The sequence below is a fragment of the Nocardioides caricicola genome (assembly GCF_039541135.1).
Taxonomy (GTDB): domain Bacteria; phylum Actinomycetota; class Actinomycetes; order Propionibacteriales; family Nocardioidaceae; genus Nocardioides; species Nocardioides caricicola.
Map to the genome: position 1 here is coordinate 212,771 of NZ_BAABFQ010000006.1, position 26,390 is coordinate 239,160.

General features: G+C 72.5%; 20 protein-coding genes. 12 read left to right on the plus strand and 8 right to left on the minus strand.

Annotated elements, in window-relative coordinates; translation table 11 throughout:
• Positions 1-23: 23 nt before the first annotated feature.
• Positions 24-989, minus strand: a complete 966-nt coding sequence (locus ABD875_RS12390; protein WP_345177011.1) for an LLM class flavin-dependent oxidoreductase — start codon at positions 987-989, stop codon at positions 24-26.
• A gap of 44 nt (positions 990-1,033) precedes the next feature.
• Positions 1,034-1,939: a GNAT family N-acetyltransferase gene (locus tag ABD875_RS12395; RefSeq protein WP_345177015.1), complete on the minus strand. Its 906-nt coding sequence runs from the start codon at positions 1,937-1,939 to the stop codon at positions 1,034-1,036.
• A gap of 219 nt (positions 1,940-2,158) precedes the next feature.
• Between ABD875_RS12395 and ABD875_RS12400 the strand changes: the two genes are divergently transcribed.
• Both ABD875_RS12400 and ABD875_RS12405 read left to right on the plus strand, forming a co-directional pair.
• A complete protein-coding gene (locus tag ABD875_RS12400; protein WP_345177019.1) occupies positions 2,159-3,718 on the plus strand; it encodes a DUF1800 domain-containing protein in 1,560 nt (519 codons plus the stop codon).
• Between the two features lie 15 nt (positions 3,719-3,733).
• Positions 3,734-4,972 carry a DUF1501 domain-containing protein gene (locus ABD875_RS12405; protein ID WP_345177023.1) on the plus strand — a complete coding sequence of 413 codons (1,239 nt, stop codon included), beginning with the start codon at positions 3,734-3,736 and terminating at the stop codon, positions 4,970-4,972.
• A 62-nt stretch (positions 4,973-5,034) separates the two neighbouring features.
• Here ABD875_RS12405 and ABD875_RS12410 read toward each other — a convergent pair whose 3' ends face one another.
• The gene (locus tag ABD875_RS12410) at positions 5,035-5,625 is read right to left on the minus strand and encodes a YceI family protein (protein ID WP_345177026.1); all 591 of its coding nucleotides are present in this window, start codon (positions 5,623-5,625) and stop codon (positions 5,035-5,037) included.
• 90 nt (positions 5,626-5,715) lie between these two features.
• Entirely contained in the window at positions 5,716-5,841 is a 126-nt protein-coding gene (locus ABD875_RS12415) for a hypothetical protein (protein WP_345177030.1), read from the minus strand.
• 262 nt (positions 5,842-6,103) lie between these two features.
• Here ABD875_RS12415 and ABD875_RS12420 point away from each other — a divergent pair, with 262 nt between their 5' ends.
• Genes ABD875_RS12420 through ABD875_RS12430 form a run of 3 tightly spaced genes read left to right on the plus strand, consistent with a single transcriptional unit; the run spans position 6,104 to position 9,948 of the window.
• Positions 6,104-6,373 carry a hypothetical protein gene (locus ABD875_RS12420; protein WP_379187201.1) on the plus strand — a complete coding sequence of 90 codons (270 nt, stop codon included), beginning with the start codon at positions 6,104-6,106 and terminating at the stop codon, positions 6,371-6,373.
• Between the two features lie 10 nt (positions 6,374-6,383).
• A complete protein-coding gene (glmS, locus tag ABD875_RS12425) occupies positions 6,384-8,180 on the plus strand; it encodes a glutamine--fructose-6-phosphate transaminase (isomerizing) (RefSeq protein WP_345177036.1) in 1,797 nt (598 codons plus the stop codon).
• Between the two features lie 58 nt (positions 8,181-8,238).
• Positions 8,239-9,948 carry a DEAD/DEAH box helicase gene (locus tag ABD875_RS12430; RefSeq protein ID WP_345177039.1) on the plus strand — a complete coding sequence of 570 codons (1,710 nt, stop codon included), beginning with the start codon at positions 8,239-8,241 and terminating at the stop codon, positions 9,946-9,948.
• On the opposite strand, the gene ABD875_RS12435 is transcribed toward ABD875_RS12430, so the two are convergent.
• Positions 9,945-10,790 carry an NAD(P)/FAD-dependent oxidoreductase gene (locus ABD875_RS12435; protein ID WP_345177042.1) on the minus strand — a complete coding sequence of 282 codons (846 nt, stop codon included), beginning with the start codon at positions 10,788-10,790 and terminating at the stop codon, positions 9,945-9,947. The genes ABD875_RS12430 and ABD875_RS12435 overlap by 4 nt on opposite strands.
• Positions 10,791-10,839: 49 nt before the next feature.
• On the opposite strand from ABD875_RS12435, the gene ABD875_RS12440 reads away from it, so the two are divergent.
• Positions 10,840-11,220, plus strand: a complete 381-nt coding sequence (locus tag ABD875_RS12440) for a MerR family transcriptional regulator (RefSeq protein ID WP_345177047.1) — start codon at positions 10,840-10,842, stop codon at positions 11,218-11,220.
• A gap of 9 nt (positions 11,221-11,229) precedes the next feature.
• A complete protein-coding gene (locus tag ABD875_RS12445) occupies positions 11,230-13,119 on the plus strand; it encodes a penicillin-binding transpeptidase domain-containing protein (RefSeq protein ID WP_345177051.1) in 1,890 nt (629 codons plus the stop codon).
• On the opposite strand, the gene ABD875_RS12450 is transcribed toward ABD875_RS12445, so the two are convergent.
• The gene (locus ABD875_RS12450) at positions 13,116-15,221 is read right to left on the minus strand and encodes an elongation factor G-like protein EF-G2 (protein WP_345177055.1); all 2,106 of its coding nucleotides are present in this window, start codon (positions 15,219-15,221) and stop codon (positions 13,116-13,118) included. The genes ABD875_RS12445 and ABD875_RS12450 overlap by 4 nt on opposite strands.
• Positions 15,222-15,368: 147 nt before the next feature.
• Here ABD875_RS12450 and ABD875_RS12455 point away from each other — a divergent pair, with 147 nt between their 5' ends.
• The 3 genes from ABD875_RS12455 (at position 15,369) to ABD875_RS12465 (ending at position 21,726) form a co-directional block, all read left to right on the plus strand.
• Positions 15,369-18,050: a helix-turn-helix transcriptional regulator gene (locus tag ABD875_RS12455; RefSeq protein ID WP_345177059.1), complete on the plus strand. Its 2,682-nt coding sequence runs from the start codon at positions 15,369-15,371 to the stop codon at positions 18,048-18,050.
• 84 nt (positions 18,051-18,134) lie between these two features.
• Positions 18,135-20,021 (plus strand): M4 family metallopeptidase, encoded by a 1,887-nt coding sequence (locus ABD875_RS12460; RefSeq protein ID WP_345177063.1) that lies wholly within the window; start codon positions 18,135-18,137, stop codon positions 20,019-20,021.
• 247 nt (positions 20,022-20,268) lie between these two features.
• Complete coding sequence (locus tag ABD875_RS12465) at positions 20,269-21,726, plus strand: NAD-dependent succinate-semialdehyde dehydrogenase (RefSeq protein ID WP_345177067.1); 1,458 nt, start codon at positions 20,269-20,271, stop codon at positions 21,724-21,726.
• Between the two features lie 7 nt (positions 21,727-21,733).
• Here the strand turns inward: ABD875_RS12465 and ABD875_RS12470 are convergent, their stop codons facing one another.
• On the minus strand, positions 21,734-22,711 hold the full coding sequence (locus tag ABD875_RS12470) for a hypothetical protein (RefSeq protein WP_345177070.1): 978 nt from the start codon (positions 22,709-22,711) through the stop codon (positions 21,734-21,736).
• A gap of 57 nt (positions 22,712-22,768) precedes the next feature.
• On the opposite strand from ABD875_RS12470, the gene ABD875_RS12475 reads away from it, so the two are divergent.
• Together ABD875_RS12475 and ABD875_RS12480 are read left to right on the plus strand one after the other, a co-directional pair.
• Positions 22,769-23,734 (plus strand): DUF2332 domain-containing protein, encoded by a 966-nt coding sequence (locus ABD875_RS12475; protein ID WP_345177073.1) that lies wholly within the window; start codon positions 22,769-22,771, stop codon positions 23,732-23,734.
• Positions 23,735-23,856: 122 nt separating this feature from the next.
• On the plus strand, positions 23,857-25,161 hold the full coding sequence (locus tag ABD875_RS12480) for an MFS transporter (RefSeq protein ID WP_345177076.1): 1,305 nt from the start codon (positions 23,857-23,859) through the stop codon (positions 25,159-25,161).
• Here the strand turns inward: ABD875_RS12480 and ABD875_RS12485 are convergent.
• Complete coding sequence (locus ABD875_RS12485; protein WP_345177079.1) at positions 25,156-26,388, minus strand: low temperature requirement protein A; 1,233 nt, start codon at positions 26,386-26,388, stop codon at positions 25,156-25,158. The genes ABD875_RS12480 and ABD875_RS12485 overlap by 6 nt on opposite strands.
• Positions 26,389-26,390: the final 2 nt, after the last annotated feature.

Consider the following 26,390-nt stretch of genomic DNA (forward strand, 5'->3'; position numbering starts at 1 on the left):
GGGGAGAACGTAGCGGGATCGACTCAGTTGCGCACGGCTGGGAGCACGGTCTCGCAGACCAGTCGCAGGCTCTCCCAGGACGGCTCGGCAGGCAGGCCCCCGCACGCCGGGTGGCTGGTCACCAGCCGGACCTCGCCCGAGCGGCACCGCTCGATCAGGTCGTCCGCGGTGAGCACCACGTAGACGCCGGCCGCCTGCATCTCCTCGACCGTGCGGGAGTGGTCCACGACGTACGACCCGGCCTCGCCGTGCCACTCCTGGTAGGCGACCGCGTCGGCCAGCAGGTGCTCGCCGTACCGCTCCCAGAACTCGTCGGGCCGCTCGGCGCAGAAGATGTTCGCCGGTCCACCGCCCGGCGCCTGCAGGACGAACCCGGGCTCGCGACCGTGGTCACGGCAGGTCCGGTCGTAGAGCTCCTTGAGCGCGGCGTCCGCGTGCTGGGGCTGGAAGTTCAGCCCGAGCCGGGCCGCGCGCCGCGCCGCGGCCGGGCTGCCGCCACCGTAGAAGAGGAACGGGTGCGGCTGCGAGTACGGCGGCGGTGTCGTCCGCCCGCTCGACCACGCGTCGAGCACCGCCTGGATGCGCTCCTCGACGTCGCGCCCGCGGGTCTCCCACGACCGGCCGTACAGCTCGTACTCCACGGGCCGGTAGCCGAGGCCGAAGGTGTAGCTCACCCGCCCCTTGCTCAGCAGGTCGAGCACCGCGATGTCCTCGGCGAGCCGGACCGGCTCGTAGAGGTTCACCAGCAGCGCCGAGACGGTGATCGGCACCCGCGCGGTGACCGCGGCGAACGCCGAGGCCACGAGCAACGGGCTGGGCAGGTAGCCGTCCTCGGCCGCGTGGTGCTCGGACACCATCAACGCGTCCATGCCGTGGCGGTCGACGTACGCCGCCTGCTCGACCGCCCGGGCGTACAACTCCTGCCGCGTCGCCGGGTCGGCTCCCGGGGCGCGCAGGTCGTAGCGGGTGGCGAACTGGGTGCGCGGCATGGGCACACCCAACCAGAAAACTGGAACGTGTTCTAGGCCCGTGGTCAGACGTCGATGGCGCGGTTCACCCAGTTCTGGGTGACCTTCATGCCGACCTTCTCGTAGAGCCCGAGGGCGCCGGTGCGGGAGTCGGTGTTCAGCCCCGACGTCGTGGCGCCGTGCTCGCGCGCGACCGCGAACGCGTCGACGAGCATCGCCTGGGCGAGCCCCTTGCCGCGCTGGTCCTTGCGGGTGGCGATCCGGTCGACGTACGCCTCGGTGTCGTAGAGGAGCACGATCGTCACGCCGACCACCTCACCGTCGCCGTCGGTGACCAGGCGCAGGTTCCAGGGCTGGAACCCGGGCCGCTCCAGGGTCCGGGCGACGAAGTCCTCGAAGGGCTCCCGGTCGCGGACCGACCACTCGAGGAACGCGTCCTCGAGCACGGTCCAGCAGGCCTCGTAGTCGTCCGGTCCGGCCTCGCGCAGCGTGTAGCCCTCGGGGAGCTCCCGGTCGGGGATCGTGGTGCCCTCCGGCAGGGTCAGGACCCAGCTGTTCCAGCGCACCTCGTAGCCGAGCGCCTCCAGCAGCCGGTCGCCGTCGGAGCCGACGGGCACCGGCATGCCGACCTTGGTCGCCCCACCCGCGCGGGCGCGCTGCTGCATCCAGCCGGCGAGCGCGGTGCCGATGCCGCGACCGCGGTAGGCGGGGTGGACCGACGCGTCACCGCGGTCGTGGCCCATGAACTCGGCGTACGCGACGAGGCGGTCACCGTCGAAGACGCCGACCGTCGCGGCCGAGACGTCGTACGACGGCCGCTGCCAGTCGGCCACGATGTCGGCCTCGGCGATCTCGGCCCAGCCCACGTCGTGCACCTCGGAGGCGGCCATCACCTCGTAGACGGCGGTGGCGTCGGACATCACCAGCGGGCGGGCGACGAGGGTCGCCGGGAGTTCGAGCAGCTCGGACATGGCGGACAGTCTGGACGAAGACCGCCCCCGGACGCCCGCGGATTACTCAGGAGCCGTCGCCGTCGGCCGATCTCTGAGGTCCGGACAACGACGGCCGGGTCCGCGGGGGAGTTCGGCCGTCGTTGTCTGTGGGACTCAGGACGGCGGCTCGGCTGCCGATGGGACACAGCGTTCGACACGGATTTCGATCGCTCATCGCAGAGGACACGGATGTCCACCATGACCACGCTGAATGCTTCGCGCCGTCAGGCGCTGCGCCTGGCCGGCGGCGCCGCCCTCGCGGGTGCCGCTGCGAGCGCCGCCGCGAGCCCGTCCGCCGCCGCGCCGTCGTACCGGCCGGGTCGGTACCGGGCCACGCCGCTGCTCGACGTGCCGGCCCGCCATCTCGTGAACCGGTTCAGCTACGGCATCACGCCGGAGCTGGCCGCCGAGGTCCGCGCGGCCGGTGGCCACCTCGCCTGGTTCGACCGGCAGCTCGCGTCGGCGTACGACGGCGCGGCCGACGACCTGTGCGACTGGTGGCCCGACCTCCACCTCGACGCGCCGACGCTGTGGGCCAAGAACCTGTCGGGCGAGCGCTACGGCTGGCAGGTCATGCGCAGCTACGCCCGCCGGGTGATGATGCGCCGGATGACCTCGCCGCGACAGGCGCTCGAGGTGATGACGGAGTTCTGGGAGACCCACTTCCACGTCCCCATCTATGCCGACAACGTGTTCGTCTTCCGCACCGACTACGGCCAGACGATCCGGGCCCATGCGCTCGGCCGGTTCGAGGACCTGCTCGCCGCCGCCGTCCTGCACCCCGCGATGCTCTTCTACCTCGGGGCCTCGACCTCGACGAAGTCGCACCCGAACGAGAACCTCGGCCGGGAGCTGCTGGAGCTGCACACCGTCGGCATCGGCAATCACACCGAGGACGACGTCAAGGACTCGGCGCGGATCCTGACCGGCTTCACGCTGGACCACTACAAGACCTGGGCGCCCACCTACGCCTCTGCCAACCACGCGACCGGGCCGGTCCGGGTCCTCGGCTTCTCCGACGACAACGCCGCCCCCGACGGTCGGGACCTGACCCGTCGGTACCTCTCCTACCTCGCGCGACACCCGGGCACCGCGCGCCGGATCGCCACCAAGCTCGCGGTGGCGTTCGTCTCCGACACACCTTCAGCCGCGCTCGTCGACCAGCTGGCTGCGGTCTACCTCGACCACGACACGGAGATCGTCCCCGTCCTCCGGGCACTCGTCCGGTCGGCCGAGTTCGCACGCGCCGTCGACGCCAAGGTCCGTGACGCCGACCGCGACGTCGTGGCGACGTACCGGCTGCTCGGGGTCCAGGTCGCGCCCCCGACCTCGGAGCTGTCGGCCGCGAACCAGGTGTTCTTCCAGGCCTCCGCGCTCGGACTGGCGCCGCTCACGTGGCCCCGCCCGGACGGCCGGCCGCTGCGCAACGAGGCCTGGTGCTCGCCGACCCGCGCGCTCGCGTCGATGTCCCTGCACTGGAGCATGGCGTGCGCGTCGTGGCCGACCACCGACGTGGCCTTCCGGCCGTACGCCGCCTGGCTGCCCGCCGGGTCGACCCCCCAGTTCGGTGACCTCGTGGACCACCTGTCGCGGTTGCTGCTCCACCGACCGGCCTCGGCGACCTTGGTGAAGTCCTGCGTCGAGATCACCGGCATCACGGCACGCACCGGCCTTCACCGTCGCGCCGCCCTGGCCGCCTGGGACTGGTCCCGGCTGCTCGGGGCGGTGCTCGACAGCCCTGACTTCTACCAGTACTGAGCCTCGGGAGCTCCCATGAACACCACCGAACAGTCCTGCTGCCCGCCCCGCCCGACCCGCCGCGGCCTGTTGCGCGGCGCGGCCCTGGCCGGCGGCATCGCCGTCGCGGGGTCGACGGTCGTGACGATGAGCGCGGCACCCGCCGCCGCGGCCCGCTCTCGGGCGTCCTCGGTGCTGGTGGTCCTGTCCCTGCGCGGAGCAGCGGACGGTCTGTCGCTGGTCGTCCCCCACGGCGACCCGGCGTACTACGCCGCCCGCCGCACGATCGCGCTGCCGGCGGACCGGTTGATCGCGCGGGACGGGTTCTTCGGCATGCACCCGGCGATGGCTCCGCTCCTCCCGCTCTGGGAGTCCGGCCGGCTGGCGGCCGTCCACGCGACCGGTCTGCCGATGCCGAACCGGTCGCACTTCTCCGCGATGGAGCAGCTGGAGGACGCCGACCCGGGCTCGGCGGAGCGGGTCGGCTGGCTGAACCGCCTCATCGGCGCCCAGCCGGGTGCGACGGCACTGGAGGGACTCGCGCTCGGGTCCAGCATCCCGACGTCGCTCCTCGGCCCGGAGCCGGTGATGTCGTTCCCGGACGTCGACGTCGTGCGGATCGGTGGTGCCGACGGCAGCCCCAAGCGCGTCCAGTCCCTGACCACGCAGTGGCGGAACGCCTCGACCCCGATGGCCACCGCGTTCCGCACCGCCATGAGCTCGGTGACCGACCTGTCACCGGCCAAGGCAGAGCCCGACAACTACCCGCGCTACCCGCAAGGTGAGCTCGGGAACGCCCTCGCGTCGGTCGCCCGGACGCTCCGTGCCGACATCGGTGTGTCCGCCGTGACCGTCGACAGCGGGAACTGGGACATGCACACCGGAGTGGGCCAGGCGGACCGGGGCTGGATGAACCGCAACGCCACCGAGCTGTCGGGCTGCATCGCGGCGTTCTTCGCCGACCTCGGCCACGTCGCAGACCGGGTGACGCTCGTGACGATCAGCGAGTTCGGCCGGCGGGTGAAGGAGAACTCCACCGGTGGCCTCGACCACGGCTGGGGCAACGTCATGCTGGTCGCCGGGGCGGGAGTGCGGGGAGGCCAGTACTACGGGAAGTGGACGCCGCTGGCGACCACGCTGGACGCGGACGTGCCGGTGACGACGGACTACCGCAGCGTCCTCGCCGAGATCGTCGCTGCGCGGACCACCGCGTCGACGAGCGCGGTCTTCCCCGGTTTCAAGCGTGAGCGCGTCGGAGTGATGGTCGGGCAGTAGGCACCACGTGCAACGACGGCCGGGTGCATGAGCACCCGGCCGTCGTCGTGGAGCTGAGGAGCTCAGGCGTTGCGGATCGCCGAGACGTCGAACTCGAGCTTGACCTTCTCGGAGACGAGCACGCCGCCGGTCTCGAGCGCGGCGTTCCAGGTGAGGCCCCAGTCCTTGCGGTTGATGGTGGTGCCGCCCTCGAAGCCGACGCGCAGGTTGCCGAACGGGTCCTGCGCCGAGCCGGTGGGCTCGAAGGTCACGCTGACCGGCTTGGTCTCGCCCTTGATGGACAGGTCGCCGGTGATCACCCAGTCGTCGCCGTCGCGCTCGACCTTGGTCGAGGTGAAGGTGATCTCCTTGTTGTTGTCGGCGTCGAAGAAGTCGGCCGAGCGGAGGTGGCCGTCGCGGTCCGCGACGCCGGTGTCGATGCTGGCGGTCTGGATGGTCAGCGAGACGCTGGAGTTGGCCGGGTTGGCGGCGTCGATGCTCGCGGTGCCGGCGAAGTCGGTGAACTGGCCACGGACGGTGGTGACCATGGCGTGGCGCGTGCTGAAGCCGATCCGCGTGTGCGTCGGGTCGATCGTGTAGTCGCCGGAGATGTCCTCGACGGCGGCGGTGGGGGCGTCGAACTGCTCCGCGGACTTGCGGTTGAAGAAGGACATCGGGAACTGCTCCTCTGGTCGTCTGGTTGTTGAACCTTTGACGACCAGAACCGGACCGCGGTCCGGTTCATTCCCGATCCCGGGAACTTCTTACGCGGCCGAGGCGGTGCCGGGCGCGTACGCCGCGTCGATCCAGCGGGCCTCGAGCCGGGTCTGACCGCTCGCGTCGGTCACCTCGACCCAGTGCTGGGTCAGATTGTTGGTCTTGGTGTTCATCGTCGTACGCCTTTCGTTCACCTTCTGTTCACCAACGATAGCCGATCCCCACCTGGACCGCCAAGAGTTCGAGGATTTGGCACTGTTCGCTCCACCTGAGGGCCCAGGGCCGGCGTGTCGCAGTGGCCGTGCTCCATCGGCAGGGCCTGCCCAGTCCTGAGAGGTTCGACGCGGTCGGATCGCCAACGGCCAACTCGCCGTTTCTGCCCGAATTCGGGCAGAAACTTGCGAGAACACTCCGCGCGGGCGCACGATCCCTGACGTGACCTTCTCTCCCGACCCCGACCTGGTGGCGCGGATCGCCGCCAGCACCGGGTTGAGCGCCGCCGAGGCCGCGCGGGTGGTGGAGGACGTCGTCGCCTTCCACGCCGAGCCGGTGGAGGAGTTCGTCCGGCGCCGGCACGCCCACCTGAAGACCTACGGCGCGAAGAACCCGGAGATCTTCGCCCGCATCGCCGAGGAGCTGGCCGACCGTGTGGTCGCCGCTCCGGAGCTCACCGAGCGCCAGCTGCGGCGCCTGATCTACGGATAGGACCAGAGAGATGTGCGGAATCGTCGGGTACGTCGGCGCCCAGCAGGCGGCGCCGATCCTCCTCGAAGGGCTCACCCGCCTGGAGCACCGTGGCTACGACTCGGCCGGCCTGGCGCTGCTGGGCGGCACCGGGATCAAGGTCGCCAAGCGCGCCGGCAGGGTGCGCGACCTCGGGGACGGACTGCCCAAGCGCTTCTCGGGCAAGGTCGGCGTCGGGCACACCCGTTGGGCCACCCACGGTCCGGCCAACGACGTGAACGCCCATCCCCACACCGACGCCAAGGGCCTCGTGGCCGTCGTCCACAACGGGATCATCGACAACGCGGCCGCGCTCCGGCGCCGGCTGACCGACCAGGGCGTCGAGCTCGCGAGCGACACCGACACCGAGGTGCTGGCCCACCTCATCGCCGGCTCCGACGCCGACACCCTCGACGGCAAGGTTCGTGAGGCCCTCGCGGAGATCGAGGGCACCTACGGCCTCGCGGTCCTGCACGCCGACTTCCCGGACCGCCTGGTGGTCGCTCGCAACGGCAGCCCGCTGATCGTCGGCGTGGGGGAGCGCGAGATGTTCGTCGCCTCCGACCTGGCCGCGATCGTCCGGCACACCACGACGGTCGCCCACCTCGAGGACGGCGAGATCGTGACCCTGACCGCGAGCGGCTTCACGACCGCGCGCGACACCACGGTCGTCGACGTCGACCCCGAGGCGTACGACGCGGGCGAGCACGACTCCTTCATGCACAAGGAGATGCTCGAGCAGCCGGCTGCCGCCGAGCGGGTGCTGCGCGGCCGCCTCGACGACCGGTTCGGTACGGCGCACCTGGGCGGGCTGAACATGGACGCGCGCGAGACCCGCGCGATCCGCCGCGTGAAGATCCTTGGGTGCGGCTCGGCGTACTACGTCGGGCAGATGGGCGCGGCGCTGGTCGAGGAGCTGGCCCGGATCCCCGCGGACGCCGAGGCGGCCAGCGAGTTCCGCTACCGCAACCCGATCATCGAGCCGGACACCCTCTACGTGGCGGTGTCGCAGTCCGGCGAGACCATCGACACCCTGCTGGCCGTGCAGGAGATCCGGCGCAAGGGCGGGCGGGTGATCGGCCTGGTGAACGTCGTCGGCAGCGCGATCGCCCGCGAGTGCGACGGCGGCATCTACCTGCACGCGGGCCCGGAGGTCGCGGTCGCGTCCACCAAGGCGCTGACCAACATGTTCCTCGGGTTCGCGCTGCTCGCGCTCCAGCTCGGGCGCGTGCGCGACCTCTCGATCGCCGACGGCCGCCGGCTGATCGCCGGGCTGAACAGGCTGCCCGAGCAGATCCAGCAGGTGCTCGACCAGGAGGACGCGCTCGCCGGGCTCGCCGGCCGGTTGGCCGAGGCGGACAGCCTGTTCTTCGTCGGCCGGGTGCGCGGCTACCCGGTCGCCCGGGAGGGCGCGCAGAAGTTCAAGGAGATCTCGTACCGGCACGCCGAGGCCTACCAGACCTCCGAGCTCAAGCACGGCCCGCTGGCACTGATCTCACCGGAGGTGCCGACGGTCGCGGTGGTGCCCTCCGACGAGCTGACCGACCGCAACGTCGGCGCCCTCCACGAGATCGCCGCGCGCCGCGGGCCGCTCGTCGTGGTCACCCACGAGGACGTCGACCTCGGTGGGCTGGACGTCGACCGCGTCGTCGTACCCCGCAACGAGCGCGAGCTGGACCCGATCCTGCTCACGATCCCCCTGCAGCTGCTGGCCTACCACGCGGCGCTGAGCCTGGGTCACGACATCGACAAGCCGCGCAACCTGGCGAAGTCCGTGACCGTCGAGTGAGGCAGGCCACCGCGACGACGAAGGTGGCGCCCACGCTCAGAACCACTACCGTTGACGGGTGAGCGACACCGACGAGACCACCGACGCCGTGACCTTTGCCGACCTCGGGCTCGACCCGAAGGTGCTGAAGGCGCTGTCGGACGTCGGCTACGAGAAGCCGTCGGCGATCCAGGCCGCGACCATCCCGCCGCTGCTCGAGGGCCGCGACGTGGTCGGCCTCGCGCAGACCGGGACCGGCAAGACGGCGGCGTTCGCGCTGCCGATCCTGTCCCGCCTCGACCTGTCGCAGAAGACCCCGCAGGCGCTGGTCCTCGCGCCGACCCGTGAGCTCGCGCTCCAGGTCTGCGAGGCGTTCGAGCGCTACGCAGCGCACATGAAGGGCGTGCACGTCCTCCCGGTGTACGGCGGCCAGGCGTACGGCGTGCAGCTGAGCGCGCTGCGCCGCGGCGTGCACGTGATCGTGGGTACGCCGGGCCGGATCATGGACCACCTGGCGAAGGGCACCCTCGACCTCACCGAGCTGCGCTTCCTGGTGCTCGACGAGGCCGACGAGATGCTCAACATGGGCTTCGCCGAGGACGTCGAGACGATCCTCGCCGACACCCCCGACGACAAGAACGTCGCGCTGTTCTCCGCGACGATGCCGGCCCAGATCCGCCGCATCTCGAAGCAGTACCTCTCGAACCCCGAAGAGATCACGGTCAAGAACAAGACCACGACCTCGCCGAACATCACCCAGCGCTACCTGATGGTGTCGTACCCCCAGAAGGTCGACGCCCTCACGCGCATCCTCGAGGTCGAGAACTTCGAGGGCATGATCGTCTTCGTCCGCACGAAGAACGAGACCGAGACGCTGGCCGAGAAGCTGCGCGCCCGCGGCTTCTCCGCGGCCGCGATCAACGGTGACGTCGCCCAGGCCCAGCGCGAGCGCACGGTCAACCAGCTGAAGTCGGCCAAGCTCGACATCCTGGTTGCGACCGACGTCGCCGCCCGCGGTCTCGACGTCGAGCGGATCAGCCACGTCGTGAACTACGACATCCCCACCGACACCGAGTCCTACGTCCACCGGATCGGCCGCACCGGCCGCGCCGGGCGCAGCGGCGACGCGATCTCGTTCGTGACCCCGCGCGAGCGGTACCTGCTCAAGCAGATCGAGAAGGCCACCCGCCAGCCGCTCACCCAGATGCAGCTGCCGTCCGCCGAGGACGTGAACGCCACCCGGCTCTCGCGCTTCGACGACCAGATCACCGAGGCGCTGAACCAGACCAAGCGGATCGAGCGCTTCCGCGACATCATCGCCCACTACGTGCGTGAGCACGACGTGCCCGAGGTCGACGTCGCGGCTGCCCTGGCCGTCGTCGCGCAGGGCGAGACCCCGCTGCTGATCGACCCGGCCGACGAGGTCCGGATCCGCGAGCCGCGCGAGGACACCCGGGACCGGCCCGAGCGGTCCGCGAGCCGCGAACGTCGTACGCCGCGCAGCGACGTCCCGATGGCGATGTACCGGATCAACGTCGGCAAGCGGCACAAGGTCGAGCCGCGCCAGATCGTCGGCGCGATCGCCAACGAGGGCGGCCTGCGCCGCGCCGACTTCGGCCACATCCAGATCCGGCCGGACTTCTCGCTGGTCGAGCTGCCCGCCGACCTGCCGGGCACCGTCTGGGACGCGCTCAAGAACACCCGCATCTCCGGGAAGCTCATCGAGCTGCAGCGCGACCAGGGCCCCAGCCGCACCCCGGAGCGCAAGCCCCGGCACAAGAAGTACTAGAGCAGGTACGCCACCATCGCGCCGGCGGCCACCTGGCCGGCCGCCGCGGCCGTGAGCACCGAGGACATCGGCATCGGCAGCGCCGCGACGTGGGCCAGGTCGCCCGCGGCGTGGACGCCGGGCAGGCTCGTGCGCGCCATGGCGTCGACCTCGATGCAGCCCGACGGCAGCAGGGTGAGGCCGAGCTGCTCGGCGAACGGCGCGGACTGCTCGAAGCGGGTCGAGACGAAGGCGCCGCCGTACTCCTCGCTGCTGCCGTCGGTCCGGACGATCCGGAGGCCGTCCTCGGTGCGCTCGAACCGCTCGACCTCGGCCTCGCCGACCAGCGTCACCGTCGATGCGACCGGCGCCATGATGCCGGCGAGGTGCGTCGCCTCGCCCACGACCGCGACCGGCTTCCCGGCGAACTCGTGGCCGTGGCAGAACGGGCAGTGCGCGACCACGTCGCCGAACAGCTCGGCCAGGCCGGGCTTGTCGGGGAGCGTGTCGCGCACCCCGGTGGCGAGGATGACGCCGCGGGTGCTGACGACCTCGTCGCCGATCGACACGCGGAACCCGTCGCCGTCCGCGGCGACCTCGGTGGCCGCGGCCGCGCGCACCGTCACGGTGTCGTACGCCGCGATGTCCTTCTGTGCTGCGGCGCGGAACTCGGCCGGCGGGGTGCCGTCGTGGGTGACGACGTTGTGCATGTGACGAGCCGGGTCGTTGCGGTACTGCCCGGAGTCGAGCATCAGGACGCGGCGGTGGACGCGCGCGAGCGTGAGGGTGGCCTGGAGGCCGGCGGGGCCGCCGCCGATGACGACGACGTCGTACTGCGTGGTTTCAGGAGTTGTATTTGCCATGTGTACGAGGATGTGACTTCATGTTGACATGAAGTCAAGTATCGGCGAGATGGCTGCGAGGTTCGGCCTCGAGACCCATGTGCTGCGGCACTGGGAGGACGTCGGTCTGCTCGCGCCGGACCGGGACGCGGCCGGCCGGCGCAGGTACGGCCAGGACGACCTGGTGCGGATCGCGGTGGTCGTGCGCAGCAAGGCCGCCGGCATGAGCCTCGAGCAGATCGCCGTGCTGCTGGACGCCGACGCGGCCGACCGGCACGCGGTGCTGGAGGCGCACATCGCCGACCTGGACCGGCGGATGGCCGACATGCAACGGTCACGGGCGATGACCGAGCACGCGTTGAGCTGCCGGGCCCACGACATCGCGACCTGCCCCCGGTTCAAGGAGGGCGTGGCCGACCTCGTCGCGGGCCGGTCGCCGGAGGGCTGGTAGAACCGGGACATGCGTCTCGCTCTCGCCGCCGCGTCCCTCGTGCTGCTCTCGGGGGGCGTGGCGGCCTGCACGTCGGGCGACGGATCCGACGGCGCGAGCGGCGCCGACCCGGCCGAGGCCGCGGACGCGCTGGCCGAGGCGCTCGCCTCCGGCGACTTCAGCGACGTACCCCTCGCGAGCGGGACGCCCGAGGACGTCGCAGCGGACCGGGCGGAGGTCGTCGAGGGGATGGGCGACATCGAGCCGGTGGTGTACGCCGGCGACCCGGAGGAGTCCGGCGACACCGCGACCGTCGCCCTGGCGTGGAGCTGGCCGGTCGCCGGCGACGAGTGGTCGTACTCGACGGAGGCCACGCTGACGAGGGCCGGCGACGAGTGGCAGGTGACCTGGTCGCGCGACCTGGTCGAGCCGCACCTGAAGAAGGCTTCCGTCCTCGACATCACGCCGATCGCCGGCGGCCGGGGGCCCATCGTCGGGGCCGACGGGTTCGCGCTCGTGACCGACCGGCCCGTCGTGCGGTTCGGGATCGACCGCAGCCAGGTGCCGGTCGCCCGGGCCGGCGAGTCCGCGCGTCGGCTGGCCGAGCTGGTGGACGTCGACGTCGCGCCGTACGTGAAGCAGGTCGAGGCCGCGGGCGACAAGGCGTTCGTCGAGGCGATCGTGATCCGCCAGGGCGAGGTCCCGGGCGCGGTGTCGCGCGGCGTCGGCGCGATCCCCGGCGCCCTGGCCATCCAGGACGAGATCCCCCTGGCACCGACGCGTGAGTTCGCGACCCCGATCCTCGGCACCGTCGGCCCGGTGACCGCGGAGATGGTCGAGGAGGACCCGGACACGTACCAGGTCGGCGACGTCGCCGGGCTGTCCGGCCTCCAGGCGCGGTACGACGACCAGCTCCAGGGCCAGGACGGCGCGGTCGTGAACGCCGTGGCACCGGACGGCTCCGAGCGCGAGCTCCACCGCATCGAGGGGCTGCCCGGCACGGCGCTCGAGCTGACCCTCGACGAGCGGCTGCAGACCGCGGCCGAGCGTGCGCTCGCCGGCGTCGGGCCCTCGAGCGCGCTGGTCGCGATCAAGCCGTCGACCGGCGCGATCCTCGCAGCCGCCAACGGCCCGGGCACCGACGGGTACAACGTGGCGACGTACGGCCAGGCCGCGCCGGGTTCGACGTTCAAGACCGTCAGCAGCCTGGCCCTGCTGCGCGCCGGGCTCCGGCCCGACAGCACCGTGCCGTGCACCAGCACGATCGTCGTGGACGGCAAGCAGTTCGAGAACTACGACGACTACCCGAGCAGCGGCATCGGGCAGCTCCCGCTGCGCACGGCCGTCGCGAACTCGTGCAACACCGCCTTCATCTCCCAGGCGAGGAAGGTCCGCGACGGCGACCTCGCCGACGCGGCGGCCTCCCTCGGGCTGGGCATCGACCACGACCTCGGCTTCCCGGCCTACTTCGGCGAGGTGCCGGCGCCGCGGTCGGAGACCGAGGCGGCCGCCGACCTGATCGGCCAGGGCACGGTGCTCGCCTCGCCGATGGCGATGGCGACCGTGATGGCGTCGATCCAGTCGGGGAAGACGGTCGTGCCGCGGCTGGTGAAGTCCGTCGAGGTGTCGGTGCCCGAGGAGGCGCAAGAGCTGACCCGTGCCGAGGCCGAGGCGCTGCGCTCGATGCTGCGCGGCGTGGTCACCTCCGGCAGCGGCGTCGGCCTGCTCGACGTCCCCGGTCCACCGGTCATCGCCAAGACCGGCACCGCGGAGTTCTCCCGCAACGGCAGGATCCTGCTGCACGCCTGGATGGTCGCCGCCCAGGGCGACCTGGCGGTCGCGGTGTACGTCGACGAGGGGACGTCGGGCTCCGGCACCGCCGGCCCGATCCTCGAGGCGTTCCTGCGCGCGGCCGGCTAGGACGTCCTGCGGGGCACGACGTTCTTGGCGACCTCCTCCGGCATCGGCTCGTAGTGCGCGAACGACCGGGTGAAGGTCCCGGCGCCGTGGGTGGTCGAGCGCAGGTCGACGGCGTAGCGGACCAGCTCGGTCTGCGGCACCTCGGCCAGCACCTGGGTGCGGTCGTCGCCGACCTTGTCGGTGCCGAGCAGGCGGGCCCGCCGTGCGGAGAGGTCGCTCATCACGGTGCCGACCAGGTCGTCGGGCACGACCACCGAGACCGTGTCGAACGGCTCGAGCATGGTGATCGTGGTGGCACCGGCCGCCTCGCGCAGCGCGAGCGCGCCGGCGGTCTGGAACGCCATGTCGGAGGAGTCGACGCTGTGCGCCTTGCCGTCGGTGAGCGTGACCCGCAGGTCCACCACCGGGTGCCCGAACCGGACCCCGCGCTCCATCTGGGCGCGGACCCCCTTCTCCACGCTCGCGATGAACTGGCGGGGCACGGCGCCGCCGACGACCTTGTCGACGAACTCGAAGCCGGTCCCCTCGGGGAGCGGCTCCACCTCGATGTGGCAGACGGCGTACTGCCCGTGCCCGCCGGACTGCTTGACGTGCCGTCCGACCGCGGCGGCCGGACCCGAGAACGTCTCGCGCAGCGACACGACGAACGGCTCCTGGTCGACGTTCACGGAGTACCGCTCCGTCAGCCGCTCGAGGGTGACCTCGGCGTGGGACTCGCCCATCGTCCACAGCACGAGCTGGTGGGTCTCAGCGTCGTTGTCGACGCGCAGCGACGGGTCCTCCGCGGCGAGCCGGGCCAGCGCCTGGGAGAGCTTGTCCTCGTCGGACTTGGTCTGCGCCACGATCGCGATCGGCAGCAGCGGCTCCGGCATCGACCACGGGCGCAGCACCCGCGGGTCGTCGACGGAGGAGAGGGTGTCGCCGGTCTCGGCGCGGGTCAGCCGGCCGATCGCGCAGAGGTCGCCCGCGACCACCCGGTCCGCCGGTGCCTGGGCCTTGCCGAAGGGGTGCGCGAGCGCGCCGATCCGCTCGTCCTCGTCGTGGTCGGGGTGTCCTGAGCCCTCGCCGAAGAACGCGGTGAAGTGCCCGGAGACGTGGACGGTCTGGTCGGGCACGAGGGTCCCGGAGAACACGCGGACCAGGCTGAGCCGGCCGACGTACGGGTCGCTGGTGGTCTTCACGACCTCGGCGACCAGCGGCCCGTCGGGGTCGCAGGTGATCGGGTCGGCGGCGGCGCCGGACGGTAGGAACACGTCGGGGGACGGGTGCTCGGCGGGCGACGGGAAGCCGCGCACGGCGAGCGCGAGCAGCTCGGCGCAGCCGACGCCGGTGACCGAGCAGACCGGTACGACGGGGAAGAACGTCGCGCGCGCGACCGCGCGCTCGAGGTCGGCGACCAGCACCTTCTCGTCGATCTCCTCGCCGCCGAGGTAGCGGTCCATGAGGGTCTCGTCCTCGGACTCCTCGATGACGCCCTCGATCAGGCTGCCGCGCATCCCGGTGGCGTCCGCCTCGGGGCCGGGCGCGAGCAGGCCGGTCAGCCCGGTGATCGCCTCACCGTCTCGGACCGGCACGTAGAGCGGCATCACCCGCTCGCCGAACGCGTCCTGGGCCTGCAGCAGCAGCCCGTCGTAGTCGGCGCGGGACTGGTCGAGCTTGGTGATCACGACCGCGCGCGGCATCGAGACCGCGGCGCACTCGCGCCACAGCGTGCGGGTCGCGTCGTCGATCGCCTCGTTCGCGGCGACCACGAACAGCGCGCAGTCGGCGGCGCGCAGCCCGGCGCGCAGCTCACCGACGAAGTCGGCGTACCCGGGGGTGTCGATGAGGTTGACCTTCACGCCCTCGTGGACGAGCGGCGCGACCGACAGCGAGATGGTGCGGTTGTGGGCGTGCTCGGACTCCTCGTGGTCGCAGACGGTGGTGCCGTCGCGCACGGAGCCGGCGCGGGGGATCGCACCCGAGGCGGCGAGCAGGGTCTCGGTCAGCGTGGTCTTCCCGGACCCGGCCGGGCCCACCAGCACCACGTTGCGGATCCGGTCCGGGCTGCTCGCCCCCAGATCTTGGCCGGTCGCTCTCCGGTTGCCGCCCCTGTCCGCCATCGCCCTACCTCCTGCTCGGATGTCGCCGGTGGGCCAGGATCCGAGACAACTCCTCTTCCGGGCCACGCACAAGCCCCCTTCGGACCCGGATACCTCCGCCGAAGGACCCTGTCCTCCGCCGGAACGAGCGCCTAGGCTGGCGGCGCCATGTCTCGGGTGGTGGGTCGTCACACCCTGCTCACGGAGGTGCAGGACCTCCTGGGCCGGGGGCTTCCGGTCGCCCTTCACGGCCCCACCGGCATCGGCAAGAGCGCGCTGCTCGACGCCCTCGACGACGGGGCGGACCACCTCGTCCTCCGCGCCGCCTGCGCCGCTCCCGAGCGCACGCTGCCCTTCGCCACGCTGCAGGACCTGCTCGACCAGCTCCCGGGCGCCACCCGTCCGGCGGTCCGGCTGGCCGAGGGCATCGCCGCGGACGCCCTGCGCTCCGCGCTGTGCGCGGAGTTCCGGTCGCTGCTCGAGGAGCTCTCCGCCCGGCGCCCGGTGCTGATCCTGCTCGACGACGTCCAGTGGCTCGACCCCGAGTCGGCGTGCGTGATCGGGTACGGCCGGCGCCGGCTCCCGGGCCGCGTCGGCCTCGTCGTGACCGTCGGTCCGGGCGGTCGCGGCATCGACCTCACCGACCTCCAGCACCTCCAGGTCCCGCCGCTCGCCGCCGGCGAGATCATCGACCTGCTCGGCCGGCACGGCCTGCCGCCGCACGTCGCGCAACGCGTGTACGTCGAGTCCGGCGGGCTCCCGTCGGTCGCGCTCGCGCTGGGCGGGGCCCTCGGCGAGCAGCCCTCGCTGCTCGGTCGCCCGACCGCCGTACCGCCCACGATCGAGCGGGTCCTGCGCGCGCGGTTCCTCGACCAGCACCCCGACGTGCAGGAGACGCTCGCGCTCGCCGCGCTGCTGCACCGGCCGACGGTGCGCCAGCTCGAGCGGGTGGGTCGGATCGGGGCGGAGGAGCAGCTGCGGGTCGCCGCGGCCGCGGGCCTGGTGCTGGTGGACGACGCGGTCCGGTTCACGCCACCGGTGCTGCGCCGGGTCGTCACCGACGCGACCCCCGCCGTGCGCCGCGCCGCGCTGCACCGCGACCTCGCCGAGGTGGCGCCGAGCTCGGCCGAGCGGCTGCGGCACCGCGCGCTCGCCGACCCGCGACCCGACCTGGAGCTGGCGCGCGAGCTCGGCGTCGCGGCGCAGGAGTCGGCGTCCGCGGGCGCGCGCGAGCTGGCCACCGAGCTGTACCTGCTGGCCGCGGACCGGGCGCCCGCCGACCTCGCGACCGAGCGGGTCGAGTGGCTGGCGACCGCGGTCGAGACCGGGGCGCCCGGCAACCACGTCGAGCTCGTGCAGCGCGCGCTCGGCGACTTCCTCGACCTGCCCGCCGCGCCCGCGCAGATGGTCCGGGTCCGGCTCGCGCTGCCGGAGCTCGCGGGCGGCGAGGTCGCGGCCATGGACGAGGTCCTCACCGCAGCCCTCGCCGACGCCGGTGACGACGACCGGCTGGTCGCCATGGTGCTGCTGCAGCGGGCCCGGGTGGCGCTGATGGAGTCCCGTCCCGCCGAGACCGTGCTCCGCGCCGAGCAGGCTGTGGGCCTGCTGCGCCGCGCGGGAGACCGCCCCGGCGAGGCCGCCGCGCTGACGACGCTCGCGGTCGCGAGCCGCTGGGTGGGCACCGGCCGGCACGACGAGCACCTGGCCGCGGCCCTGGCGATCCTGCCCGCCACCGACCCGGCGCCGCCCGGGCTCACGCACATCTCCCCGGCGTACCTCGCCGGCCGGTTCGCGCTGTACGACGACCGGCTCGACGAGGCGTGGACCGCGTTCCTGTCCATGCTGGCCCGCGTCGAGCGTGGCGCCGGCATGGACCAGGTGCACGTGCTGCGCTGCCTGGTCGAGGTCGGCGTCCGGCTCGGCCGCTGCCGCGAGGCACTCGGGTACGCCGCCCGCGCAGCCGCGGTCGGTGAGGAGTTCGGGCTGGACCCGCACACCGGCTGGTTCATCACCGGGCTCGCCGAGCTGGCCGGTGGTGAGCTGGAGACCGCGCGGCGGCTCGCGGAGCGCGGGGTCGCCGCGTCGGAGGAGCGCGGGGACACCCGCTACCTCCAGCGGCACCTGCTGCTCCTCGGGCAGGCCGAGCTCCGCGGCGGCAACGCGCTGGCCGCGCGGGCGGCGCTCACCCGGATCCGCGACATCGAGACCTCGCACGGCATCGACGACCCGACGGTGAACCGTTGGCAGCACGAGCTGGTGTCCGCGCTGGTCGCGCTCGGGGCTCTCGGTGAGGCCGAGGACCTGGTCGCCGCGTCGCGGCGCGCGCTCGACGGCCGGGCGGGCACGGAGGGCGTCGGCGCCCAGCTCGACCGGGCGGAGGCGGAGCTCGCCGGGGCCCGCGGGGACCTCGCCACCGCGACGATGCTGCTCGAGCGGGCGGCGAAGGTGTGCGCGGACGCCGGGATGCGGCTCGACCTGGGCCGCACCCTGCTCAGCCGCGCGCACGTGGAGCGGCGCAACCGCCGGGCCGCGGCGTCGCGGGCGGCCCTGGAGTCGGCCGCGGCGTGCTTCGCCGAGATCCACGCGCGGTCGTGGTCGCAGCAGGTGCGCGCTGAGCTCGAGCCCGCCCCGGTCGCCGGCACCGACGACCCGCTGCTGGGCCGGCTCAGCGAGACCGAGGCACGGATCGCCCGGCTGGTCTGCCAGGGCGCCACCAACCGGCAGGTCGCGGAGCGGATGTACCTCAGCGTGAAGACCGTCGAGGCCACGCTGACCCGGATCTACCGCAAGCTCGACGTGCGCTCCCGGACCCAGCTGATCACCCTTCTGGTGCCCTCCCCCACGGAGTAGCAAGGGTTTCCCCGCTACCCGGCCCTCAGCGGGATTCCTACGGTCGAGCCCTCACCCCCACACCCACGAGGGAGCACGACCCCCATGAGAACCAGAACGCTGCTCGGAGCGGCTCTGGCGGCCTCCGTCTCGGGCGCACTCGCCCTGGGCGCGCAGGTCCCGTCGTCCACCGCGGCCACCACCCCCACCCACAAGACGGCGGAGGTCAGCGACAAGCAGGCGGCCACCCGTGCCGCCGCCGACTACGTCGCCGACCACCGCTCGGAGTTCAAGGCCAGCCCGCACGACTCCTTCAGCCGGGTCAGCACCATCCCCGGCACCGCCGACACCCAGTACGTCGCCTACGAGCGCAGCTACCGCGGCCTCCCGGTCGTCGGTGGCGACTTCGTGCTCGCCGTGGACGACAGCGGCAAGGTCTCGGGCACCAGCGCCATCCAGCGCCGGGTCATCGACCTGGCCTCGGTCCGCCCGCGCGTCTCGGCGTCCAGCGCCCGGCGTACCGCCCGGGCTCAGGTCGCGCAGGTGACGTCCACGACCGCGCCGACCCTGGTCGTGCACGCCCAGCACGCACCGCGGCTGGCCTGGCAGACCCGCGTCGACGGGTTCAGCGGCCAGCACCGGCCGACGAAGCTGACCGTCTACACCGACGCGGTCACCGGCAAGGTCATCGGCAGCTGGGACCTGGTCGCCGACGGCACCGGCACCGGGCACTACTACCCGGGCGTCACGTTCGGGACCACGCTCAGCAGCGGGACGTACCGGATGACCGACCCCGCCCGGTCCGGCGTCTCGTGCGCCAACCAGTCCGGCACGATCCTCTCGGGCACCGACGACGTGTGGGGCAACGGCTCCGGGACGAACCTCGAGACCGCCTGCGTCGACGTCATGTACGGCACCACCAAGGAGGTCGACATGCTGTCGGCCTGGCTCGGCCGCAACGGGGTGAAGGGCAACGGCACCAGCTACCCCGCCCGGGTCGGGCTCAACGACGTGAACGCCTACTGGGACGGCTCGATCGTGAACTTCGGGCACAGCCAGGACAACGCCCGGCAGCTCACCGCGATCGACATCGTCGCCCACGAGCAGGGCCACGGGATCTTCCACACGACGCCGGGCGGCTCGGCCGGCGACGACGAGACCGGCGGCATGAACGAGGCGACCGGCGACATCTTCGGCGCCCTCACCGAGGCGTACGCCGCGCACCCGAACGACCCGGCCGACTTCACCGTCGGCGAGGAGGCCGACCTCGTCGGGGACGGGCCGATCCGCTACATGCACGACCCGAGCGTGCTCGGTGACCCGAACTGCTGGTCCACCAGCATCAAGAACACCGAGGTGCACGCGGCCGCCGGCCCGCTGAACCACTGGTTCTACCTGCTGTCGCAGGGCTCGAACGCCTCGCCGGCGTCGCCGACCTGCAACGGCACCAGCGTCTCGGGTGTCGGCATCCAGACCGCGGGCAGGATCTTCTACAACGGCCTGCTGCTGAAGACGTCGTACTGGACGCACGGCAAGGCGCGGATCGCGACGCTGACCGCGACCAACAACCTCTACGGCACCAGCGACTGCACGACGTTCAACAAGGTGAAGGCCGCGTGGGCCGCGATCTCGGTCCCGGCGCAGGCCGGCGAGCCGACCTGCGGCAGCGGCGGTGGCGGCGGTGGCGCCTGCACCGAGGTGACCAGCACCGGCACGGCGACGTCGGGCTACTCGACGTACAAGCCGTCGTCCTCCGGGTTCACCGCGGCGGCCGGCAGCATCGTCGGCTGCCTCACCGGGCCGAGCGGCGCGGACCTCGACCTCTACCTGCAGAAGCGCAGCAGCAGCGGCTCCTGGGCCGACGTCGCCTCCAGCACCGGGTCCACCTCCACCGAGACGATCACCTACTCGGCCGGCGCGGGCACCTACCGCTGGGAGGTGTACGCCTACGCGGGCTCCGGCTCGTTCACGATGAAGTACGACGTGCCCTGAGCACCCGAGCACGCGAGACGCGAGGGCCCCGGCAGCGCCGGGGCCCTCGCCCCTTCGCGGATCCCCCCGATGCCGGGGCGAGGGGGTGCTCCGGCTCGAGGTCCAGCCAAGGGGTGAACCCCTCGCTGCATGGGGTCAGCAAGGGGTTCTGCCGACGCGGGGGTGCTCCCTCCCAAGCCGACCCTTCCAGAGTCGCACGGCCATCAAGGGCCTGTCATCGGTTTGCTGCGAGTGCAAGGCTGACCCCATGAACGGACTCGACCTCCTCGGCCCCGGTCAGCGGGGCCTCTACATCGGCGGCTCGTGGCGTGAGGCGGAGGGCGGTGGTCGCCTCGAGGTGATCGACCCGGCCGACGGCTCGGTGCTCACCGACGTGGCCGACGGCACGGTGAACGACGCGGTCGACGCGCTCGACGCGGCGGTCGAGGCGCAGGCCGCGTGGGCGAGGACGCCGCCGCGCGAGCGCGGCGAGATCCTGCGCACGGCGTTCTCCCTCATCACCGACCGGGCCGACCAGTTCGCGCACCTGATGAGCCTCGAGATGGGCAAGACCGTCGCGGAGGCGCGCGGTGAGGTCACCTACGGCGCGGAGTTCTTCCGCTGGTTCTCCGAGGAGGCGGTGCGCATCCACGGCCGCTGGATGCAGGCACCGGCCGGCGGCAGCCGGCTGCTGACGATCAAGAAGCCGGTCGGCCCCTGCCTGTTCATCACCCCGTGGAACTTCCCGCTGGCGATGGGCACCCGCAAGATCGGCCCGGCGGTCGCGGCCGGCTGCACGATGGTCGTGAAGCCCGCGAGCCAGACGCCGCTCACGATGCTCGCGCTCGCGGCGCTGCTCGAGGAGGCCGGGCTGCCGGCCGGCGTGCTCAACGTCGTGACAACCAGCCTGCACAGCGAGTTCAGCGAGACGCTGCAGAGCGACGACCGGCTGCGCAAGGTCAGCTTCACCGGCTCGACCGGGGTCGGGAGGATCCTGGTCCGCCAGTCCGCCGAGCAGCTGCAGCGGCTGAGCATGGAGCTCGGCGGCAACGCGCCGTTCCTCGTGTTCGAGGACGCCGACGTCGACGCCGCCGTGGACGGCGCGATGATCGCGAAGATGCGCAACATGGGCGAGGCGTGCACCGCCGCCAACCGGTTCCTCGTGCACCGGTCGGTCGCCCAGGAGTTCGGCGAGAAGCTCGGCAAGCGGATGAGCGGGCTCACCGTCGGCCGCGGCCAGGACGACGGCGTCGACGTCGGCCCGTTGATCGACGAGCGCGCGGTCGAGAGCGTCAGCCAGCTGGTCACCGACGCCGTCCACGACGGCGCGACGGTGGTCTGCGGCGGCCAGGCCCCCACCGGCCCGGGCTACTTCTACCCCCCGACCGTGCTGCTCGACGTGCCGCCCGAGTCCGAGATCAACGTGCAGGAGGTCTTCGGTCCGGTCGCGCCGATCACGGTGTTCGACACCGAGGAGGAGGCGATCCGCCGGGCGAACGACACCGAGTACGGGCTGGCGTCGTACGCCTACACGCGCGACCTGTCCCGCACGATCCGGCTCGCGGAGGCGCTGGAGTTCGGGATGGTCGGCATCAACTCCGGCCTGATCTCCAACCCGGCCGCGCCGTTCGGCGGCGTGAAGGCCAGCGGCTTCGGGCGCGAGGGCGGCTTCGAGGGCATCGAGGAGTACCTCGAGACGACGTACGTCGCCCTGCCCGCGGGTTAGCCGAGGGTCAGACGAGCGCCGCGACGACGGTCAGGATCCACAGGTCCCAGCCGCGCATCAGCGGGTCGCGCCCCCGCTGCGGCCGCTCGTCGGAGATCCAGTAGCCGAACACGTCGGCCGGCGCCGCCGGGTCCGCGGGCGGGTTGCGCAGCTCCAGGCGCACGGGAAGCCCGCCGATCCGGGCCGCCGGGACGGCGGCGATCAGCAGCCGGTCCACGTCGTCGCCGTAGTCCTCCACGGTGAGCCGCGCCGGGTCCACGGGCCCGCCCGGGAAGCTGACGTCGAGGTAGAGCAGCACGTGGCCGTCGTGCCGCTCGAGGCCCCAGGTCCGCGCCGGCGCGGGCAGCACGTCGGAGGACACGCTGCGCTGGACGCTCTCGAACATCGTGACGTCGGTCGGCGAGACACGCCCCGACACGACGAACGTGGTGTCGCCGTTGCGGAACGTCCAGGTCGTGTTCGCGAACCCGTAGTGGATCCGGCTGGCCTCGCCGACGTCGTGGCCGACGCCCGGGCCGGAGTCGACCGCGATGGACTCGGCGCCGGGCTCGAACGAGTACTGCACGGCCCCGAGGAGCGCCGTGGTGACCGAGAACCAGTTGTCGAGCACGGTGCCGCGGTCGTCGCTGCCGACGAACGTGTCGTCGACCGTGAGCCGGTCGCCGGAGCCGCCGGCCGGCGTCAGGTCCAGGCGGTACGACGGGTACCCCGCCTCGTCGGCGACCTCGTCGATCTCGGCGATCAGCGACGCGAGCTCCCGCGTGCTGTCGACGCCGTTGAACGTCACCGCGATCGCGGCGCCGGTGTCCTCGTCGGGGGTCGCCACCGACGTGTCGACGATCCCGTCGATGCGGCCGAGCTTGGTCTGGACGCTGTGCGCGAGGTCGATCGCCCCCGAGCAGCCCGTGAGGACGCCGGCGGGGACGCACAGCACAGCGAGGGCGCAGACAAGCGTCAGCGCCCTTCGCCCCCCGAAGGTCCCCATGGGGAGAATGGTGACCCATGGCCCCGGTGCTCGGGGCGGGAACCCCAGAATGAGCGGGTGGACGTCTACACCGACACCGTCGAGCAGTACCGCGACTTCGCGTTCCACACCGCCGGGTACTCCCCGTGCTTCGAGGACTGGTCGAACCGGGTCATCGACGACCCCGAGGTGCTCGCGTGGCTCGAGACCCTGCCGCGGCCTAAGCGGCAGCCGAACCTGGTCTTCGCGGCAGCGCGATGGCACGGCGTCCCCGCGCCGGCGCCGTACGACGTCCTGCGCGAGGCGCTGCTCGCCGACGACGGCACGATCCGGGCCACGATCCTGGCCCGCGCGACCCAGACCAACGAGGTCGGTCGGCTGGCCACGCTGGTGCCGGCCTTCGCGGTCGCGTCGCCCGGACCGATCGGCCTGATCGAGGTCGGGGCGAGCGCCGGGCTCAACCTGTTCCCGGACCGGTACTCCTACTCCTGGGGTGGCGCCGACCCGGTCGGCTCCGGGCCGCTGCTCAGCGCGTCGGTCGAGGGGAACCCGCCGCTGCCCACCGCCGTGCCGGAGGTGGCCTGGCGCGGTGGCATCGACCTCAACCCGCTCGACGTCACCGACGAGGACCAGATGGGCTGGCTGGCCATGCTGGTCTGGCCCGAGCACGAGACCCGGCGCGAGCAGCTGCTCCGAGCCGTCGAGGTCGCGCGCACCGACCCGCCCGTGCTGGTCCGCGGCGACCTGCTGGACGAGCTGCCGGCGCTGGTCGACCAGGCGTCCGAGCACGGCACCGTCGTGGTGTTCCACAGCGCGGTCATCGCCTACCTCACCGGCGAGGACCGCGCCCGGTTCCACGCGATGATGACCGGGCTGGTCGGCGCCGGCCGCTGCCACTGGGTCAGCAACGAGGCCGCGAGCGTGCTGCCCGACCTGGACGGCGCCGCGTCCGCACCCCGGGACTCCGCGGGGTTCCTCCTGGGGATCGACGGCCGCGTCGTCGCCCTCACCCACGGCCACGGTCTGTCGCTGCGCTGGCTCTGACGACGCCTCCCGGGCGCTTGACTTCACGTCCACTTGAACATGTCGGATGGTGCGAGCTGGCGTCGCGATGAATTCGGTGGGCGATGTCGGTCCCGCAGGGGAGACTGGCCACAGGAGGAGCGATGACCGACGTGACGGACGCGCAGGCCGAGCAGGCCGAGCAGGCCGAGCGGCTGCCGCGCGCGCTGACGCCGTTCCGCCACGCGGCCTACCGCCGCCTCGCGGTCGCGCTGGTGCTCGCGACGTTCGCCGGCGGCGTCTGGACCGTCGGCCTGGTCTGGGAGGTCATCCGGATCGGGGGCGGGCCCGCCCAGCTGTCGATCGTGTCGACCGCCGGGGCGGTCGGCGTCCTGCTGCCCGCGCTGCTCGGTGGCGTGGTCGCCGACCGGGTCGCCCAGAAGCTGATCCTGATGGTGGTCGCGGGCGTCGAGCTGGCCTGCATGGCGGCCGTCGCGCTGCTCTCCCTGGCCGACCTCACCCAGGTGTGGCAGCTCGCGATCGTCGGGTTCACGATCGGCGCGGCGATGGCGTTCTACTTCCCGGCCTACACCGCCTGGCTGCCGGCCCTGGTCCCCGAGGACGACCTGCTCGCGGTCAACGGCTTCGAGGGCATGGTCCGCCCGACCATCGGCCAGGCCGTCGGGCCTGCGGTCGCCGGCGTGGCCGTGGGTGCCGCGTCCGCGGGGGCCGCCATCGCGATCGCCGCGGCGGCGTCGCTCGCGGGACTGGTGGCGCTGAGCACCGTGCCGCGCACCGCCGTCCGCCGGGAGGCGCCCGCGCCCGATGCCGTGCCCGTGCACCCGGTCCGCTCGATGCTCCACGACATGGCCGAGGGATTCCGCTACATGGTGCGGACGCCGTGGCTGCTCGCCACGCTGCTGTTCGCGTCGCTGCTGGTCTTCGTGATCATGGGCCCGCTCGAGGTACTGGTGCCGTTCCTCATCAAGGACGAGCTCGGCGGCGGTCCGGGCGACCACGCGTGGGTGCTGGCCGCGTTCGGCATCGGCGGCGCGATCGGCTCGCTGGTGGTCGCGTCGCTGCCGATGCCGCGCCGCTACCTCACCTGGATGAACCTCCTGTGGGGGCTGGGCTGCCTGCCGTTCGTGGTGATGGGCGTCGCCACCGAGATCTGGATGATCGTCGCCGCGGCGTTCGTGCTCGGCATCATGTTCGCGGCGCCGATGGTGATCTGGGGGACGCTGCTGCAGCGCCGGGTCCCGCCGCACCTGCTCGGCCGGGTGTCGTCGCTCGACTTCTTCGTCTCGGTCAGCCTGATGCCGGTGTCGATGGCGATCGCGGGGCCGGTCTCCGAGGCGATCGGGCTCGAGGCGACGTTCCTCGTCGCCGGCACCGTCCCCGCGGTCGCCGCGGTGGTCGCGATCGTCTGGGCGAAGCTGCCGCAGGACGAGATCGCGAACCCGCTATAGCGAGGCCAGCACGTCCTCGTTGTGCCGGTGCCCCACGGTCTCGTAGCCGATCACCGTCACCCACGGGGTGAAGGCGACCACGAGCAGCGACCAGGTGAGCGGCGCACCCGCCGCGACCATCACCGTCCCGACGGCCAGCACCGCCGCGGAGCCGGCGACCAGCAGGACGTGGAACGGGTCGAGCGTGTGGGTCAGCAGCGCGTAGAGCACGAAGAGCAGCGCGACGTACAGGCCGAGGGGCACGACGACGGTGAGCACCGTCGCGGTGGCGGAGAGCTCGGAGTGGTGCTCGAGGTAGAGCGCCGCCGCGTGCAGGCCCGCGCCGACCGCGACCAGGGCGCCGAAGAGCGGGATGTGCCCGTAGCCCCAGCTGAACCCGCGGGCGCGGTGCGCGTGCAGGATCTCCCCGCTCGGGATCACGAAGTAGGTCCACCACATCCCGAACGTGACGCCCACGCCGGCCAGGCCGAGCACGGCGACGTCGATGGTCCAGCCCTCGGTGGAGATGATCGCGGACAGGGTCGCCGCGCCGCCGATCAGCCCCTCGCCGAGCGCGATGATCACCAGCAGGCCGTAGCGCTCGGCGATGTGGTGTGCGTGCCACGGCGTGCCCTCGTGGATCTGCTCGGCGACGTACGGCCCGGCCATCTCGACGAGGATCACCGGCAGGGCGAAGGCGAAGAAGACGGGGATGCTGGTCTCCACCAGCGCGAGCACGACCCACGCCGCCTGCGAGACCGCCAGGGTCACCATGAAGACCTGGCAGGTGCGGGCGCGCGCGGGGTCCTGGCGGCTGGCGCGGTACCACTGGAGCAGCATCGGCACCCGCATCACGACGTACCCGAGCACCATCACCTGGTTCGCCATGTGCTCGTCCTCCAGCAAGGACTCGAACATGTCGGGAAGCCCGAGCGCCAAGATGATGACGCCGACCATCTGGACCATCGTCGTGAGGCGGAAGATCCAGTCGTCGGTGTCGTACGCCGACGCGAACCACGCGAAGTTGATCCACGCCCAGCTGACCGCGAACGTCGCGAACGCGAAGCCGACGATCCCGTCCCACACGTGGTCCTCGGCGAGGAAGTGCGCGAGCTCGCCCGCGGCCACTCCGAAGGCGATGACGAACGTCAGGTCGAAGAGCAGCTCCAGCGGCGTGGCGGAGCGGCCCGGCTCGTGCGGGTCGCGGCCGCTCATCCGCACCGCGGTGTGGGTGGTCCGGTCCGACATGG

Coding starts and splice junctions, on each gene's coding strand:
- ABD875_RS12390 (WP_345177011.1), bottom strand. CDS start 989: ATGCCGCGCACCCAGTTCGCCACCCGCTACGACCTGCGCGCCCCGGGA.
- ABD875_RS12395 (WP_345177015.1), bottom strand. CDS start 1,939: ATGTCCGAGCTGCTCGAACTCCCGGCGACCCTCGTCGCCCGCCCGCTG.
- ABD875_RS12400 (WP_345177019.1), top strand. CDS start 2,159: ATGACCACGCTGAATGCTTCGCGCCGTCAGGCGCTGCGCCTGGCCGGC.
- ABD875_RS12405 (WP_345177023.1), top strand. CDS start 3,734: ATGAACACCACCGAACAGTCCTGCTGCCCGCCCCGCCCGACCCGCCGC.
- ABD875_RS12410 (WP_345177026.1), bottom strand. CDS start 5,625: ATGTCCTTCTTCAACCGCAAGTCCGCGGAGCAGTTCGACGCCCCCACC.
- ABD875_RS12415 (WP_345177030.1), bottom strand. CDS start 5,841: ATGAACACCAAGACCAACAATCTGACCCAGCACTGGGTCGAGGTGACC.
- glmS (WP_345177036.1), top strand. CDS start 6,384: ATGTGCGGAATCGTCGGGTACGTCGGCGCCCAGCAGGCGGCGCCGATC.
- ABD875_RS12435 (WP_345177042.1), bottom strand. CDS start 10,790: ATGGCAAATACAACTCCTGAAACCACGCAGTACGACGTCGTCGTCATC.
- ABD875_RS12440 (WP_345177047.1), top strand. CDS start 10,840: ATGGCTGCGAGGTTCGGCCTCGAGACCCATGTGCTGCGGCACTGGGAG.
- ABD875_RS12445 (WP_345177051.1), top strand. CDS start 11,230: ATGCGTCTCGCTCTCGCCGCCGCGTCCCTCGTGCTGCTCTCGGGGGGC.
- ABD875_RS12450 (WP_345177055.1), bottom strand. CDS start 15,221: ATGGCGGACAGGGGCGGCAACCGGAGAGCGACCGGCCAAGATCTGGGG.
- ABD875_RS12455 (WP_345177059.1), top strand. CDS start 15,369: ATGTCTCGGGTGGTGGGTCGTCACACCCTGCTCACGGAGGTGCAGGAC.
- ABD875_RS12460 (WP_345177063.1), top strand. CDS start 18,135: ATGAGAACCAGAACGCTGCTCGGAGCGGCTCTGGCGGCCTCCGTCTCG.
- ABD875_RS12465 (WP_345177067.1), top strand. CDS start 20,269: ATGAACGGACTCGACCTCCTCGGCCCCGGTCAGCGGGGCCTCTACATC.
- ABD875_RS12470 (WP_345177070.1), bottom strand. CDS start 22,711: ATGGGGACCTTCGGGGGGCGAAGGGCGCTGACGCTTGTCTGCGCCCTC.
- ABD875_RS12480 (WP_345177076.1), top strand. CDS start 23,857: ATGACCGACGTGACGGACGCGCAGGCCGAGCAGGCCGAGCAGGCCGAG.
- ABD875_RS12485 (WP_345177079.1), bottom strand. CDS start 26,388: ATGTCGGACCGGACCACCCACACCGCGGTGCGGATGAGCGGCCGCGAC.